General features: G+C 67.1%; 13 protein-coding genes. 8 read left to right on the top strand and 5 right to left on the bottom strand.

The window, feature by feature from the left end; genetic code table 11:
- The first annotated feature begins 1 nt into the window (after window position 1).
- From ON32_RS20065 to ON32_RS20055, 3 genes are all read left to right on the top strand, one after another.
- Complete coding sequence (locus ON32_RS20065; protein ID WP_040792495.1) at window positions 2–1,339, top strand: LLM class flavin-dependent oxidoreductase; 1,338 nt, start codon at window positions 2–4, stop codon at window positions 1,337–1,339.
- On the top strand, window positions 1,336–2,562 hold the full coding sequence (locus ON32_RS20060) for an MFS transporter (protein WP_040792494.1): 1,227 nt from the start codon (window positions 1,336–1,338) through the stop codon (window positions 2,560–2,562). The genes ON32_RS20065 and ON32_RS20060 overlap by 4 nt, the downstream gene beginning before the upstream one ends.
- A 111-nt stretch (window positions 2,563–2,673) precedes the next feature.
- Window positions 2,674–3,870 carry a GNAT family N-acetyltransferase gene (locus ON32_RS20055; protein WP_040792493.1) on the top strand — a complete coding sequence of 399 codons (1,197 nt, stop codon included), beginning with the start codon at window positions 2,674–2,676 and terminating at the stop codon, window positions 3,868–3,870.
- Between the two features lie 82 nt (window positions 3,871–3,952).
- On the opposite strand, the gene ON32_RS20050 is transcribed toward ON32_RS20055, so the two are convergent.
- Together ON32_RS20050 and ON32_RS20045 are read right to left on the bottom strand one after the other, a co-directional pair.
- The gene (locus tag ON32_RS20050) at window positions 3,953–4,402 is read right to left on the bottom strand and encodes an ABC transporter permease (protein WP_051133489.1); all 450 of its coding nucleotides are present in this window, start codon (window positions 4,400–4,402) and stop codon (window positions 3,953–3,955) included.
- A gap of 165 nt (window positions 4,403–4,567) precedes the next feature.
- A complete protein-coding gene (locus ON32_RS20045; RefSeq protein WP_040792616.1) occupies window positions 4,568–5,713 on the bottom strand; it encodes an LLM class flavin-dependent oxidoreductase in 1,146 nt (381 codons plus the stop codon).
- Window positions 5,714–5,932: 219 nt separating this feature from the next.
- On the opposite strand from ON32_RS20045, the gene ON32_RS20040 reads away from it, so the two are divergent.
- Complete coding sequence (locus tag ON32_RS20040; RefSeq protein ID WP_040792615.1) at window positions 5,933–7,147, top strand: acyl-CoA dehydrogenase family protein; 1,215 nt, start codon at window positions 5,933–5,935, stop codon at window positions 7,145–7,147.
- Between the two features lie 12 nt (window positions 7,148–7,159).
- On the opposite strand, the gene msrC is transcribed toward ON32_RS20040, so the two are convergent.
- Window positions 7,160–7,651 carry a free L-methionine (R)-S-oxide reductase MsrC gene (msrC, locus tag ON32_RS20035; RefSeq protein WP_040792492.1) on the bottom strand — a complete coding sequence of 164 codons (492 nt, stop codon included), beginning with the start codon at window positions 7,649–7,651 and terminating at the stop codon, window positions 7,160–7,162.
- A 148-nt stretch (window positions 7,652–7,799) separates the two neighbouring features.
- Here msrC and ON32_RS20030 point away from each other — a divergent pair, with 148 nt between their 5' ends.
- The 4 genes from ON32_RS20030 (at window position 7,800) to ON32_RS20015 (ending at window position 12,207) form a co-directional block, all read left to right on the top strand.
- A complete protein-coding gene (locus ON32_RS20030; RefSeq protein ID WP_040792491.1) occupies window positions 7,800–9,179 on the top strand; it encodes a styrene monooxygenase/indole monooxygenase family protein in 1,380 nt (459 codons plus the stop codon).
- A gap of 150 nt (window positions 9,180–9,329) precedes the next feature.
- Window positions 9,330–10,448, top strand: coding sequence for a dimethylsulfone monooxygenase SfnG (gene sfnG, locus ON32_RS20025; protein ID WP_040792490.1), 1,119 nt, complete (start codon window positions 9,330–9,332; stop codon window positions 10,446–10,448).
- The gene (locus tag ON32_RS20020; RefSeq protein ID WP_040792489.1) at window positions 10,445–11,656 is read left to right on the top strand and encodes an SfnB family sulfur acquisition oxidoreductase; all 1,212 of its coding nucleotides are present in this window, start codon (window positions 10,445–10,447) and stop codon (window positions 11,654–11,656) included. The genes sfnG and ON32_RS20020 overlap by 4 nt, the downstream gene beginning before the upstream one ends.
- A 38-nt stretch (window positions 11,657–11,694) precedes the next feature.
- Complete coding sequence (locus tag ON32_RS20015) at window positions 11,695–12,207, top strand: flavin reductase family protein (RefSeq protein ID WP_040792488.1); 513 nt, start codon at window positions 11,695–11,697, stop codon at window positions 12,205–12,207.
- Between the two features lie 28 nt (window positions 12,208–12,235).
- Here ON32_RS20015 and ON32_RS20010 read toward each other — a convergent pair whose 3' ends face one another.
- Together ON32_RS20010 and ON32_RS20000 are read right to left on the bottom strand one after the other, a co-directional pair.
- A complete protein-coding gene (locus tag ON32_RS20010; protein WP_040792487.1) occupies window positions 12,236–13,732 on the bottom strand; it encodes an amidase in 1,497 nt (498 codons plus the stop codon).
- A 407-nt stretch (window positions 13,733–14,139) separates the two neighbouring features.
- On the bottom strand, window positions 14,140–14,823 hold the full coding sequence (locus ON32_RS20000) for a hypothetical protein (protein WP_040792485.1): 684 nt from the start codon (window positions 14,821–14,823) through the stop codon (window positions 14,140–14,142).
- Between the last annotated feature and the right edge of the window lie 165 nt (window positions 14,824–14,988).

The following is a 14,988-nucleotide window of genomic DNA, read 5'->3' as shown; positions in this document are numbered from 1 at the left end:
GATGTCTCGACAATTCCATCTGAACGCCTTCCTCATGGGCGTCGGACACCATGAGGCCGCATGGCGCCACTCCCGCACCGATGCGCGTCGCATCCTGGAGGTCACCCACTTCCAGGAGTTGGCACGGATCGCCGAGCGCGGAAAACTGGATTCGGTGTTCTTCGCCGACGGACTCGCCGTCGGCCCTCGGGTCGCCCACAACACCCAGGCCGTGTTCGAGCCGATCACCCTGTTGTCGGCGATGGCCGTGGTCACCGAGCGCATCGGGCTCATCGCGACCGCGTCCACCGGGTACAACGAGCCCTACACGCTGGCTCGGAAATTCGCCTCGCTCGACCACATCAGTGGTGGCCGGGCCGGGTGGAACATCGTCACTTCCGGCGGTGTCGACGAGGCTGCCAACTACGGATTCGATGCGATTCCCGATCACGCCGGACGTTATGTCCGTGCCGCCGAATTCGTCGACGTGGCGACGGCGCTGTGGGACAGCTGGGAGGACGACGCGCTCGTTCTCGACGCCGAAACGGGACGGTTCGCCGATCCGGACAAGGTGCACACCATCGACCACGTCGGTGAGCGGTTCAAGGTCCGCGGACCGCTGAACGTGCCCCGGTCGCCGCAGGGCCGACCGTTGTTGGTGCAGGCCGGATCCTCGGAGAGCGGTAAGGACTTCGCGGCTCGCTACGCCGAGGCGATCTTCACCGCGCAACGCTCGATCGAGGACGGGCAGGCGTTCTACCGGGATGTGAAGGCCCGCGCGGTCAAGTTCGGCCGTGATCCGGACGAGGTGAAGATCCTGCCCGGGGTCGTCCCGTATATCGCCGATACCGAGGAAGCTGCCCGAGAGCTGGAACAGGAATTCACCGATCTGATCTCGCCGGAATACTCGCTGCGGCAGCTGTCGCAGATGCTCGGTGTCGACCTCACCGCGCATGCCCTGGACGCCCCGCTGCCACCGTTGCCCCCGATCGAACAGATCCAGGGCAACAAGAGTCGCTACCAGTTGGTGAAGGATCTGGCGGCCGGGGAGTCGCTGACCGTGCGGCAGTTGATCGCGAAACTCGGCGGCGGCCGTGGTCACCGCACCATCGCGGGCACCCCGCAACAGATCGCCGACGATCTGCAGGCCTGGTTCGAGGGTGGCGCGGCGGACGGCTTCAATGTGATGCCACCCTATCTGCCCGGGGGACTCGAGGACTTCGTCGACCAGGTGGTGCCGATTCTGCGGGAGCGTGGTCTGTTCCGCGCCGAATACACCGCCTCGACGCTGCGCGGCCACTATGGTCTCGAGCATCCGGCGAGCAGATATGCGCCCGCCGCCCGCGAAGCGAGCGCATGAAGGCGACCGCCGCCACGCTGAGACCGCTTGTCCTCACGGTTTTCGTTCCCTCGGCCGTTTTCGGTATCGGGCAGGGCGCCGGGGCGCCGGTGATCGCGCTCATCGCGCGTGATCTCGGCGCCTCGGTCGGTGTCGCCGGGGCGATCGTCGCCCTCGTCGGGCTCGGCGCCGTACTCGGTGACCTTCCGGCGGGGCGGGTCGTGGCCCGGTTCGGGGAACGCCGCGCCATTGTCGCCGGAAGCACGCTGGGGGCATTGGGCGTGGGACTGTCGCTGGTGGCGTGGACCCCACCGGTGCTCGCGGCCGGTGCGGTTCTGACGGGGTTGTCCAATGCGGTGTGGGGATTGGCCCGGCAGAGCTATCTCGCAGAGGTCGTGCCCCCGCAGATGCGAGCGCGGGCCATGGCGACCTTCGCACTGATGTGGCGGCTCGGTTTCCTCATCGGCCCGTTTCTGGGTGCGTTGGCGATACTCGGGGTGGGTCCCCGCGGTGGCTTCGCCGTGCAATTGGTCGCGGTCGTCGTTTCCGGTTATCTGATGGCCCGGGTACCGGATCCACCTCGCGCGGCGGAAGCGCCCCCGGGCGGGGCGTCGCTCGGCGCCATCGTGCGTCGGCATCGGAGTCTGCTGATAACCCTGGGTGCCGGTGCGCTGCTGATGGGCGCCGCCCGTGCCTCCCGGGAGGCCGTATTGCCCCTGTGGGCCGACCATATCGGGCTCGACGCGGCCTCGGCCTCGGTCGTCTTCGGCGTCGGTGCCGCCTTCGACCTGGCCTTTTCCTATCCCGCCGGGCAGCTGATGGACCGCTACGGCCGACGGGCCGTCGCGGTGCCGTCACTGCTCGTCATTGCGATCTCGTATTTCACGTTGCCGCTCGCGCACGACCTGTGGTCGCTCGGGGTGGTCGCGGTGATCATGGGGATCGGTAACGGCTGCGGTAACGGGATCATCATGACGCTCGGGGCCGATGTGGCGCCGCCCGCCGCCCGTGCGGAGTTCCTCGCCGCCTGGCGGCTCACCCACGATGCGGGTATGTTCCTGGGACCCTTGACCGCCGGCGCGGCCGCGACCGTCGTGCCGCTCGGTCTCGCGGTGGCCGTGCTGGGTTGTGTCTCCACCACCGGCGGTGCGGTGATGTACCGGTACATTCCCCGGTTCGTGCCATGGCCGCCGGACCGCTCCGACGCCTCGGCCCCCGAGGAGAGCCTGAAGTCGCGCACGTGAACCCGGTCGACGCCTGCGGCAACGGGATTCGGCGATAGGTCCGATACCATCGGGACGCCCGGGTGCCGGCCGCCGGCGTGCCGATTTCACTCGAGACGTGAGGTTTCCCGGATGTCCTTCGATGTGGAAGTTCTGACCGAGGCGGCGGACCTGCGCGCCGCGCATCAGGTCTTCCGGACCGCAATGGTCGGAATCCCTCCGCTCGCCGCCGATTCCGCCCACGACCTGGTTGAACCGGGCCGGGTGCTCGGGGTACGGGACGGTGGGGAACTGGTCGGGACGGCCAATTCCTACTCCGGTTGGCTGGTGGTGCCTGGCGGGGAACGGGTGCCCCATGCCGCCGTCACTCATGTGGGAGTGTTGTCGACACATGCACGCCGGGGGGTTGCGACCGCCCTGATGCGCCGACAACTCGCCGAGATCGCCGCCCGCGGGGAGATCGTCGCCACGTTGCGGGCCACCCAGGGAGGGATCTACCAACGGTTCGGATATGGGGTGGCCGGTTCGTCGGCCCGGCTCGAGGTGGATCGGCGGCAGGCCCGGTTCCGGGACACCGTGCCCGCCGCGGGACCGGTGCGGCTGCTCGCACCCGAGGTGATATGGGAGCTTCCGGAGAGAATCCATGCGATCGCCGGAGTTTCCCGGGTCGGGGAGATACATCGGTCACCGTATTGGTGGCGGATCCAGCGACTGTTCCGGGGACACGGGCATGTCGCGGTTCACGGCAGTCCTGGGGCCGAGGACGGTTTCGTCCGATACCGCGCGGTCGATACCGTGGACTGGTCCCGCAGCGCACACCGAACCGTGCTGGTGGACGATCTGGTCACCACCACCCCCCGGTCCTATGTGGGCCTGGTTCGACATCTGTTCGATATAGATATCGTGGACATGGTGGTCTTCACGGCGATCGCCCCGGATACGCCGCTGCGGCACCTGCTGATCGACGAACGGGCCGTGCGGGTGACCGATATCCGGGACGAGACGTGGTTGCGGCTGGTGGATGTACCGGATGCGTTGGCGCGGCGCGCCTATCGGCCGGGCCCGCCGGTGGTCGTCGGCGTCACCGACCCGATCCTGACGGCCGATACCGGGACATATCGGATCGCGGAGGACGGCGCCACCAGGGTGGACGCAGCCGTCGATCTCACCACCGACGTATCCGCGCTCGCCGCCTGCTATCTCGGCGGCACCTCCTGGCGGCATCTGCTTCTCGCGGGCCGCGTCACCGAGCACCGGCCCGGGGCCGCGGCGGCCGCCGACGCCCTGTTCGCGGTGGCCGACCATCCGTTCAGCGGCACGTATTTCTGACCGATCCTTTCTGATCGATCTCGTTCTGACCGATCTCGTCTTTCCGACCGGCGCTGTTCGTCCATCCACCGTGGTGGTGGCGTCATGCGGCGTGTACGACACCCACACCGTCCGCCGGGTCGAGACCGGCTTCGTCGAGCACCTCCGTCGCGAGTTGCGGGAGGAAGACGACCGAACCCTCCTGACTGCTGAACATGAGAATGGCCAAGGGCACCCATGCCAGGATGGGAATCGGTCGAATCATCTCGAACACGGGGAACACGTACTGGCGAAAACGCATGGACCACCCCAGCAGCAGACCGAGCGGAACACCTGTCACGAGCGCGGCGGTGAACGCGAGAACGACCCGGCGCACGCTCGCCCGAATGTGTTCGTAGTACGAGGCGGTGAACAGGGACGTCCCGTAGGCAGGGTCGGTGCTCACCCATTCGCGCAGCACCTCGGTCGGCCCGGGCAGGGCGCGGAACCGCGGCAGCGCCAGAACATCGACGCACAGATACCAGGCAGCCAGGAACAGGACGAGGCCGAGCACCGCCCACGGCGCGGCGGTCGTATGCCGCCGACGTCGCGGGGCCGCGGCGACCGGCGACGTCGGAACGGTGTCCGTTGTCGCGGCCGCCGAGCTCGGATGGGACGGAACCGGCGCCGAAGGCGGAGTATCCGCCGAGAGGTCGGTTATCGTCGGGATCCCGCAGGCTCAGCTGGTGGACGCCGTCGCGAACGGGGTGGCGGCGGGGCGGGTGGACCGGCGCACGGCGGGACGCCACAGACCACGCCGCTCCAGGATCGGCAGGACGCCCTCTCCGAACCAGTAGGCCTCCTCCACATGGGGGTAGCCGGACAGGATGAAATGCGTGATACCCAGGCGCGAGTATTCGATGAGGCGTTCGGCCACCTCTTCGTGCGAGCCGACGAGGGCGGTGCCCGCCCCGCCACGCACCAACCCCACACCTGCCCACAGGTTGGGCGCAATCTCCAGGCGTTCGGTGCTACCGCCGTGCAGCTCCATCATGCGTCGCTGACCTTCGGATTCGCTGCGGGCCAGATTCTCCTGAACCCGTTTCACATCGGCGGGGTCGATGGCCGCGAGCAGCCGATCGGCCTCGGCCCAGGCGGCTTCGGAGGTATCGCGGGTGATCACGTGGATACGCAGACCGTAGCTCAGCTGCCGGCCGTGGTCGACGGCGAGGCGGCGAATCCACTCCAATTTCTTGCTGACCGCGAACAGCGGCTCACCCCAGGTGAGGTAGGTGTCGGCGTATTGTGCGGCGACCGGCCCGGCCGGGGCGGAGGAGCCGCCGAAGAAGAGCGGCGGTGTCGGATCGGGGCGGTTGTTCAACAATGCGTCGCGCACCTGCAGGTGTTTGCCCTCGAAGGTGAACGGTTCGTGGGAGCGCCACAGCTCGCGCACGATGTGCAGGAACTCGCCGCAGCGTTCGTAACGCTGCTCCTTGTCCAGGAAATCACCGTAGGCGCGCTGCTCATGGGGTTCGCCGCCGGTCACCACATTGAGTAAGAGTCGGCCGCGGGAATGGCGTTGGAAGGTGCCGGCCATCTGCGCGGCCAGAGTAGGGCTCACCAGTCCCGGGCGGAAGGCGACCAGGAACTTCAGGGTTTCGGTGGTTTCCACCAGCATGGCGGTGGTGAGCCAGGCGTCCTCGCACCACGCCCCGGTCGGCGTGAGGACGGCCTCGAAGCCGTTCTCCTCCGCGGCGCCCGCGATCTGGTTCAGATAACGCAGCGACGCCGGCCGATCTCCGGACATGGCGGTTCCGTGTCCACCGGCGACCAGATTGCGCGAGTCACCGTAGGTGGGCAGGAACCAGTGGAACGACAGGCTCATCCTCAAAATCTCCTTCAAGGGCGTGGATATGCCGGGGGATATGTGTCCGTGGGCCGGCTCCGAGCCCGACCGACCCTTGATTGTGGTGCCGTGAACGCTGCGTGTCACCGGTTCGAATCGGTCCGATTCTTATCGATATGCGCCGGCCGCCCGGTGGATATTTCGATCGTGGTGCGCGTAACCGGTGAGGCCACGGGCGCCCCCGGCCATCGTGAAAGGATGACTTCCACCACTGCACGTTCCATCTCCGATGCCGAACTCGACGAGATCTTCACCCCGATCTACGAGCGCATCGCCGCCGGTGCGGTCGCGCGGGAAACCGACCGCAGGCTCGCCTACGGGGAGGTGGGGTGGCTGCGTGAGGCGCGTTTCGGCGCGCTGCGCGTGCCCGTCGAATACGGGGGGTTCGGCGCCGGGGTGCGGCAGTTGTTCCGGCAGCTGATCGAACTGGCCGCCGCCGAGTCCAACCTGCCGCAGGCCTTGCGGGTGCACTGGGCGTTCGTGGAGGACCAGCTGCTCGCCGAGGACGGTCCGCGCCGAGAGCGGTGGTTGCGCGCCGTCGCCGAGGGCACGCTGGTCGGCAATGCCATCACCGAACCCGGGGTGGGAGCGGTGGACCGGTATCGGACCCGGTTGACTCCCAAGGGGGACGGCTGGGTGCTCAACGGCGTCAAGTACTACAGCACCGGGTCGCTGTACGCCGATCACATTCTGGTGGCGGCCGACCGGGACGGGGAACGGGTCGGGCTGCTGGTCGATGCGCATGCCGACGGCGTGCGTCAGCACGACGACTGGGACGGTTTCGGGCAGCGCCTCACCGCCAGCGGCACCACCGAATTCACCGATGTCGTGGTGCGGGAGGAACAGATCCTCGGTCCCGGCTACGGTGCCGCGGGACCGACCTATTCCACGGCCTACCTGCAGCTGATCCAGTTGGCGGTGCTCGCCGGGATAGCCCAGCGGGCCGAACGCGATGTTCGGGAATGGGTGGCCCAGCGCACCCGCGGCTACACCCATTCCGCTGCCGATCTGCCGCGGCACGATCCGTTGGTGCAGCAGGTCATCGGGCGGCTGTCGGCGGCCGCGTTCAGCGCCCGCGCCACCGTTCTGGCCGTGGCCGAACTGCTCGACGAAGTCCTGGCCGCCGGCGCGAAGGACGAGAAGGCGCTGGTGGAAGTAGAGCTGGCGGCGGCCCGCGCGCAGCTCGCGGTGATCGATACGGTTCTTCCGGCCACGAGTGAACTGTTCGAGGTGGGTGGGGCGTCCATCACCTCGGAACGGCTGCGTTTGGACCGGCACTGGCGTAACGCCCGAACCATCTCGGTGCACAATCCGGCGATTCAGAAGGCTCGCGCAATCGGTGACCACCTGCTCAACGGCGCGAATCTGCCGTTCGCGTGGAGCGCGGGCGAGCGTAAACCGACAGAGGACTGATACCGCGGCGGGTCAGGTGGTGGGGAGGGACCGGACGAAGGTCTCGGCCACCCTCTCCAGGCCCTGACGGTCGGTGTCGTCGAATCGCGCGGGTCGCGGGCTGTCGAGATCGAAGACACCGACGAGTTCATCGCCGTGGACCAGGGGAACCACGATCTCGGAGCGGGAATCGGCGTCGCAGGCGATATGCCCCGGGAACAGGTGCACATCCGGAACGACCTGGGTTTCCCGAGTGGCAGCCGCGGTTCCGCAGACACCTTTGCCGAGGGCGATTCGCACGCACGCCGGTTTTCCCTGGAAGGGGCCGACGACGAGTTCGTTGCCGTCGAAGAAATAGAAACCAACCCAATTCACATCCGGTAGGGAGTGATACACCAGAGCAGCCAGATTGGCCGCATTGGCGATTCGGTCGGGTTCGCCGGCGACCAATGCGGCGGCCTGCTCGGCGAGTTGTCGGTACTGGTCGATGCGATCCCCGGTGAGCGATTCGATGCGGAACGACATGGCGGGATCGTAGAACGATATGCCGACGCGTCGATATATCCGCCGATATAGACTGCGCGAAAAACACTGCCGTTTCAGGTTTTTCGCTATTGATTTCTCTGTGATCGCAACTCTCGGGCGCGGCGCCCGGCGGCACAACGATAGTGCCATGACATCACCGAACACTTCCACCACTCGTAAGGCCGCCGTAATCGGCGCGGGACAGGCCGGTGCCACCGCCGCGCTCGGTCTGCTCGACGCCGGTTTCGACGTCACCGTCTACAGCAACCTGGACCGGGACGCATTGCGTAACGACGTCCCCGCCACCGGAACCGCCCTGGTCTTCGGCGAGGCGCAGGCCGCCGAGGAGGCGCTGGGCCTGTCCACCTACCGGGACCGGGCCCCGCTACACAGCGGATTGACCGTCCGGATCGCCGGCGGCGGGGAAGAACTCATCGCCTTCGACGGTGAATTCGACGGATACGTCGGCGTGGCCGTGGACACCCGTTTGAAGGCCGGGGAACGACTCGACGCCTTCGTCGAGCGCGGCGGCTCCTTCGTCGTCGACGACGTCACCCCGGAGAAACTGGACGCCATTGCCGCCGCCAACGATCTGACCCTGGTCGCGACCGGACGCGGTGGACTGTCCGAACTGTTCCCGGTCGACACCACCCGCACCGTCTACGATCGGCCGCAGCGCAGCCTGTTGACGGTGTTCGTCACCGGTCTGGGCCACGACGAATCGGTTTTCGCCCATCGCAGCCCGGCCGGTGGTGGACGCAGCGGGTTCTCCATCCTGGCCGAACAGGGTGAGGCGTGGTGGGGGCCGTACCTGCACAAGGACGCGGGACCGAGCTGGGCCTTCATCGGTTGGGCCCGCCCGGGCAGCGAATGGGAGAAGCGGTTCGCCACCGCCGATTCCGCCCACTCGGCGCACCGTATCGTGCAGGGCATCTACCGCGAATACCTCGACTGGGACCTGCCCGAGGTACTCGCAACCAAGGTCATCGAATCCGATCCGCATTCCTGGTTGAAGGGTGCGGTCCGACCTGTGATACGTGCCGGTGTCGGCACCACGGCCGGTGGTCACACGGTGGCCTCACTGGGCGATACCTCCGTGGCCTACGATCCGATCGCCGGTCAGGGCGCGCAGAGCGGGTTGATCCAGGCGCAGCGGTTGGTGGCGGCGGCCAAGGCGCACGAGGGCCCGTTCGACGCCGCGTGGCTCACCGCTCAGTACGAATCGTTCCTGGCGGCGCGTGCGGAGGCCGCCGCCAAGGCCACGCGCCTGTTCCTCAGCGATCCCGAGTTCGGGGAGATCGGCAACCAGTTCTTCGCAGCCGCCGCGGTCGATCCGCGATTCGCGTCCGCGCTCGTCGGCCTGTTGCACCGGCCGCAGTCTTTCCGGAATGTGAACTCGACCGAGGACGCGCAGGCCTATATCTCCGAGATCACCGGAGAGGATGCGGGCGCATTGCTGGAGAAGTTCCGTCCGGCGGGCCGCTTCGCTCGGTCGACCTATCCGATATCGAGCGCAACGGTGTCCTGACCTGGTCGTGGTCCCGTATGGCCGGGCAATCGGATCTGTCGGATTCAAACCCTCGTCCGATGTTCGCGGCGCTGGTGAACTGAAAGGGCACCGAGCGGTTGTTGCCACGCTCGGCGCCCGTTCGAGGGATTCACGGCAGCGGGAGCAGGGATGACCACCGAGAAGATCACCGATAACATCCAGTTCGCCTACTGGGTGCCCAATGTCAGCGGCGGACTGGTCACCAGCGATATCGAGCAGCGGACGAGCTGGGATTTCGACTACAACAAGAAACTGGCGCAGACCGCCGAGCGCAACGGTTTCGACTATGCGTTGTCCCAGGTGCGCTACACCGCCTCCTACGGTGCGGAATACCAGCACGAATCCACCTCGTTCAGCCTTGCACTGTTGGGCGCCACCGAACGGCTCAAGGTGATCGCCGCCGTCCACCCGGGCCTGTGGCATCCGGCGGTACTCGCAAAATTCGGCGCCACCGCCGACCATCTGTCCGGTGGGCGTTTCGCCATCAATGTCGTATCCGGTTGGTTCGCCGGGGAATTCAAGGCCTTGGGCGAACCCTGGCTCGAACACGATGAACGATACCGGCGCAGCGCGGAATTCCTCGAGGTCATTCGCAAGATCTGGACCGAGGACAATGTGAACTACGCCGGTGACTTCTACCGGATTCGCGATTTCACCCTCAAACCCAAACCCCTCAACACCCCCGAGCGACCGAATCCCGAGCTGTTCCAGGGCGGTAACTCCACGGCGGCGCGCCGGAACGGCGGACGCTACGCCGATTGGTACTTCTCCAACGGCAAGGACTTCGACGGCGTCACCGAACAGCTCGACGATCTGCGCACCATCGCCCGGCAGCACAACCGCGAGGTCAAATTCGGCCTGAACGGTTTCATCATCGCCCGCGACAGCGAGAAGGAAGCCCACGACACCCTCCGCGAGATCATCGAGAAGGCGAACAAGCCCGCCGTCGAAGGTTTCCGCGACGCCGTTCAGCAGGCCGGTGCCTCCACCCGGGACGGTAAGGGCATGTGGGCCGACTCCACGTTCGAGGATCTGGTTCAGTACAACGATGGTTTCCGCACCAAGCTGATCGGTACCCCGGAGCAGGTGGCCGAGCGGATCGTCGCCTACCGCGACCTGGGCGTCGATCTCATCCTGGGTGGTTTCCTGCACTTCCAGGAAGAGATCGAGTACTTCGGTGCCAAGGTGCTGCCGCTGGTTCGGGAACTGGAGGCCGCGCGCAAGCCTGTCGCGGTCGCGGGCGGATGACCGCCGTCGGCGCCGAGCGCATCACCTCGGCAGAGCAGGCCCGCTCCGTTGCCGCACGGTTGGCGGCGGAGTTCGCGCCCGGCGCCGCCCGGCGTGACCGCGACCGGGAACTCCCGTACGCGGAGATGGATCGGCTGGCGGCCAGCGGTCTGCTGGCCACCACCGTGCCCGCCACGCTCGGCGGGGCGGATCTGGCGCCGAGCGATCTCGCCGAGGTAGTGCGTCTGCTGGCGGTCGCGGACCCGAATATCGCCCAGATCCCGCACAGTCACTTCGTCTACGTGAACCTGTTGCGGCTGGCCGGTTCCGAGGAGCAACAGCGCCGGTATCTGGGCCAGGTCCTGGAGGGCGCGCGGATCGCCAATGCGCAGTCCGAGCGCGGCGGCGCCACCGTCGCCGAGATCTCCACCACGGTCCGTCCCGTGGACGATGGAAAGTTCCGCGTGGACGGGGTCAAGTACTACTGCACCGGCTCGCTGTTCGCAGATCTGCTGGCGGTACTCACCCGCCTCGACGACCCGGACGACCGTTCCGATCTACCGCCCGGCCAGTACATCGTCTATCTTCCGGCCGATACCCCGGGGGTCGAGATAGTCGACGACTGGAACGGTATAGGGCAACGCACCACCGGAAGCGGCACCGTTGTCTTCGACGGAGTGCTGGTCGACCACGATCAGCTGGTGCACCGCTCGCCCGCGGTGGACGCTCCCACCGCCTATGGAGCGTTCGCACAGCTGTTGCACACCGCCATCGACACCGGGATTGCGCGCGGTGCGCTCACCGCGGCCGTCGACTTCGTACGGAACAAGAGCCGTCCCTGGTTCGAGGCCGGTGTCGAGCGGGCGATCGACGACCCGCTGGTCGTGCAGCGGTTCGGCGAGCTCGCGGTCACCGTCACCGCCGCCGAGGCCGCCCTGGATCGGGCCGGAGCGGCCGTCGACAGCGCCCGGGACACCCCCGCGGAGGTGGGGGAGGCCTCGATCGCGGTGGCGACCGCGAAGGTGCTCGCCGATCGCGCCGCCATGGAGGTATCGAGTGCCCTGTTCGAGGTGAGCGGCACCCGCAGCGCCGCGGCCGAGCTCAACCTGCACCACTTCTGGCGCAATGCCCGCACCCACACCCTGCACGATCCGGTGCGCTGGAAATACCAGCACATCGGCCGATCCCTGTTGCACGGCACCCCGCCGCCGCTGCACGGCGTCATCTGATCGGCGAAGCACCGGGACGAGAAGAGGATCAACGAACCATGACCGATCTGAACGACGTTCCCACCGATGGTCTCGGACTTCGGCGCGCTTTCGCCCACTTTCCCAGCGGAGTGGTCGCCGTCTGCGCAGAGGTCGACGGTGTGCGGCACGGGCTGGCCGTGAGTACCTTCGTTCCCGTATCCCTGGATCCGCCATTGGTCTCGTTCTGTGTGCAGAACAGTTCGGAGACCTGGGCTCGGCTCGCCCCGGCCGGACGCCTCGGTCTGAGCATTCTCGGCACGGATCATCAGGACGCCGCTCGGGCACTCAGCACTCGTGGTATCGACCGCTTCCAGGGCCTGGAAACCCATCGTGGGCATCGCGGGGCGGTGTTCATCGACGGCGCCTCGGTATGGTTCGAGGCCACGGTCGAAACACAGATACCCGCCGGGGACCACAAGGTGGTCATCCTGCGTATCGACCGGCTGGCCACTTCGGCCGAGGTGGAGCCCCTGGTTTTCCACGGCAGCCGCTTCCGGCGCCTGCTCGTCGAGGAACCCGTCCGGAACTGACCGGGTGGATGGCGGCGGCCCGAGCCGGTTACGACGGGCCGGCATCGTCCAACGGTGGTTGGTGGTGCGCCCACGGGCGGACCTGTTCGATATGGCTCGCGAGCTGTAGTAACAGATATTCCCCACCGGGTGGTGCCACGAACTGGGTGCCCAGGGGTAGGCCGGCGGCGGTGCGATAGGTGGGCACACTCATGGCGGGCCGACCGGTGACATTGGCCAGTTGGGTGAACGGGACCGCACCGAGATTGGCGAACACCTGATCGTGATAGAAGCCGGTGCGCGCTACGAATCGTCCCGCCCCCGCCCGTAACAGCGGCGGCAGCAGGGCGGCCAACGAGGCAGGGGTGCGGTCCCGGCCGATCGGCAGCGGTGGCTCGGCCAAGGTCGGGGTGAGCAGCAGATCGTAGGTGTCGTGGAACTCGGCCAGAGCCCGGGTGTAGTCGTTCCAACGTTCGTGCGCGCGCACCAGCGCGGGCGCACCCAGGGCGCGGCCGACCGCGGCCATGACCTGGGTGTCGATATCGAAATCACCGAGGCGGGCACCGGTGATTCGGCAGGCGTTGTCGACCGCAGCGGCCAATTGGGCGGTCCACACCGTCATGAAATCCTGCGCCAGCTGTTCGCCGTCGAAAACCGGGGCTGCGGGCTCGATATCGTGGCCGAGGGATTCCAACAGTCGGGCCGCGTCCTCGACGGCGGCCACGGCCTCGCGGTGCACCGGGGTGCGCAGGGGGGATTCGACGGTGAATCCGATACGCAACCGCGGCGGGGGTGTGTCCACGGCCTCGGCATAGGGTCGGTCGGCGCGGGCCGCGACATACGGGGCGCCGGGATCGGGCACGCTGAGCACGTCCAGCATGACGGCGCTGTCCCGGACACTGCGGGACAGCACGCCTTCGGTGGCGGCTCCGTAGATGGCTTCGCCGGTCGCCGGGCCGGCCGGGATCAGCCCGCGGCCGGCCTTCAGCCCGAACAGGCCGGTACAGGCCGCCGGTATGCGGATCGAACCACCCCCGTCACTGGCGCCGGCCATCGGAACGACCCCCGCGGCCACCGCGGCCGCCGATCCCCCGGACGATCCGCCGGGGCTGCGGTGCGGATCCCAGGGATTGCGGGTGGCACCGAAAGTGCGGGTTTCGGTAACCCCTTTACTGCCGAATTCGGAGGTGGTGGTCTTTCCGAAGACCACCAGTCCCGCGTCGAGCCAGCGCTGCACCACCAGGCTGTGTCGCGAGGCCGGAACGGAACGCAGCGGTGTGGTACCCGCGGATGTGGGGTATCCCGCGTAGTCCTGCATGAGGTCCTTGATCAGGAACGGAACACCGGAGAACGGTCCGTCGACGGGGTGGGCGGCCGTTGCCCGACCCTCGTCCTCGAGGAGCAGGGTTATCGCATTGACGACCGGTTCGACCTGCCGATAGCGCGCCAGCGCCACTTCGAGCAACTCGATGGGGCGCACCTCGTCGCGGGCGACCAGCCGAGCCAGTCCCACCGCGTCGCACGTACGGTACTCGTCGTACCTCATCACGCTCCTTACCACCGGGACCATGCCGCCTATCCACTGGGTAATCGCTGTCGGAGCCCGCAGTGGAAACGGTGGGGACGGATTGCCCCGGTCTCGGATAGACAAACTTCGACATTCGGGCGACGGATCGGGTTCTTTCGAACGAGCACGGTATGGCGGTCGGTGAACCGTGTGCGGCAAACACAGGGCGTCGGACACATTGCACAGGTCACGAATGAGCACACTCGGCGCGAGCGGTCCGGTATGTCGTTGCGAAACGGAATACATGAACCGGGCGGTATAAGTTCCGCCCGGTCCACCTGGAGTCCGGTACCTGGTGAATGCGTTTCGACCGATTCGGCGCCGCTATGGGATTCCGCCGATCCCGCACGGCGCGGAAACCGTTTCGGCGCCGAGAAAACCGAATCCTAGCGACTCACGTAGACGCTGACGAGATTGCGCAGGGCGCGGTTCTCCTCGTTCGCCGCGTTCAGGGCCGCACGCAGGCTGCGGATCTCGCCGACCAGATCCTCGATGGTGATATGCGAGTCCAACGTCACCGGCTCCGAGTTGGAGATACGCACCAACGTTCCGGTTTCTTCGGCGGCCTCGGCCGCCCCGTTGTGATCGGTGGATTCGGAAAGATCGCTGCTCTGCGCGCCCTTGTCATCCGTGGTCACCTCGTCGGAGGTGTCCGCCGTCGGTTCCGCCACGGCCTCGGTCTCGACCGGCGTCACGGTCTCGGCCGTGGCCTCGGACTCGGTGGGCGTCACGGTCTCGGCCGGCACGGTGGTGTCGGTTTCGGTGCTCTCCGTCGAAGCGGTATCGGTCTCGGTCTGTGCTTCGGCCCGAACGGTTTCCGCTGCGCTCGCACCGTTACGGCGTGTGGAGGCGCGGCGACGCCGCGGTGCCGGTTCGGCCGGCGCTGCCGCGGGCGCGCCGGCGACCAGGCCGGCGTCCTTGGCCCAGCCGGCCAATGTGGCGACCGACGGTTGCCCCAACTGCTCGACAACCACCGTGCAGGCGGCATTGACCGATTTCCCTTCGGCGAGCAGCTTTTCCACTCGTTTGAGTGCTTTCTTCTTGATCGCCGCAGAATAACGGCCTGCCATCTGATTCACTCTCCCGCTGTCGGTGTGCATTCCTGTCTGCACAGGAAGTGGTTCTTTATCTTTCGCGCGATCATATTACGGTGCGGACGGGCTCTCTCCGAACGGTCCGCGAACCGATGGCAATCTCGCGCATCGACGTTCGTGACGCCCCGGTTGCGTGAGTAT

It is taken from the genome of Nocardia paucivorans NBRC 100373 (assembly GCF_000308675.1).
Lineage (GTDB): Bacteria > Actinomycetota > Actinomycetes > Mycobacteriales > Mycobacteriaceae > Nocardia > Nocardia paucivorans.
Note: the sequence above shows the minus strand (reverse complement) of the source record. Positions and strands in the feature narration are given on the sequence as shown.

Excerpts from the sequence above, each read along its gene's own strand:
- ON32_RS20065 (WP_040792495.1), top strand. The coding sequence starts at position 2 with ATGTCTCGACAATTCCATCTGAACGCCTTCCTCATGGGCGTCGGACAC.
- ON32_RS20060 (WP_040792494.1), top strand. The coding sequence starts at position 1,336 with ATGAAGGCGACCGCCGCCACGCTGAGACCGCTTGTCCTCACGGTTTTC.
- sfnG (WP_040792490.1), top strand. The coding sequence starts at position 9,330 with ATGACCACCGAGAAGATCACCGATAACATCCAGTTCGCCTACTGGGTG.
- ON32_RS20040 (WP_040792615.1), top strand. The coding sequence starts at position 5,933 with ATGACTTCCACCACTGCACGTTCCATCTCCGATGCCGAACTCGACGAG.
- ON32_RS20030 (WP_040792491.1), top strand. The coding sequence starts at position 7,800 with ATGACATCACCGAACACTTCCACCACTCGTAAGGCCGCCGTAATCGGC.
- ON32_RS20055 (WP_040792493.1), top strand. The coding sequence starts at position 2,674 with ATGTCCTTCGATGTGGAAGTTCTGACCGAGGCGGCGGACCTGCGCGCC.
- ON32_RS20010 (WP_040792487.1), bottom strand. The coding sequence starts at position 13,732 with ATGAGGTACGACGAGTACCGTACGTGCGACGCGGTGGGACTGGCTCGG.
- msrC (WP_040792492.1), bottom strand. The coding sequence starts at position 7,651 with ATGTCGTTCCGCATCGAATCGCTCACCGGGGATCGCATCGACCAGTAC.
- ON32_RS20015 (WP_040792488.1), top strand. The coding sequence starts at position 11,695 with ATGACCGATCTGAACGACGTTCCCACCGATGGTCTCGGACTTCGGCGC.
- ON32_RS20020 (WP_040792489.1), top strand. The coding sequence starts at position 10,445 with ATGACCGCCGTCGGCGCCGAGCGCATCACCTCGGCAGAGCAGGCCCGC.
- ON32_RS20045 (WP_040792616.1), bottom strand. The coding sequence starts at position 5,713 with ATGAGCCTGTCGTTCCACTGGTTCCTGCCCACCTACGGTGACTCGCGC.
- ON32_RS20000 (WP_040792485.1), bottom strand. The coding sequence starts at position 14,823 with ATGGCAGGCCGTTATTCTGCGGCGATCAAGAAGAAAGCACTCAAACGA.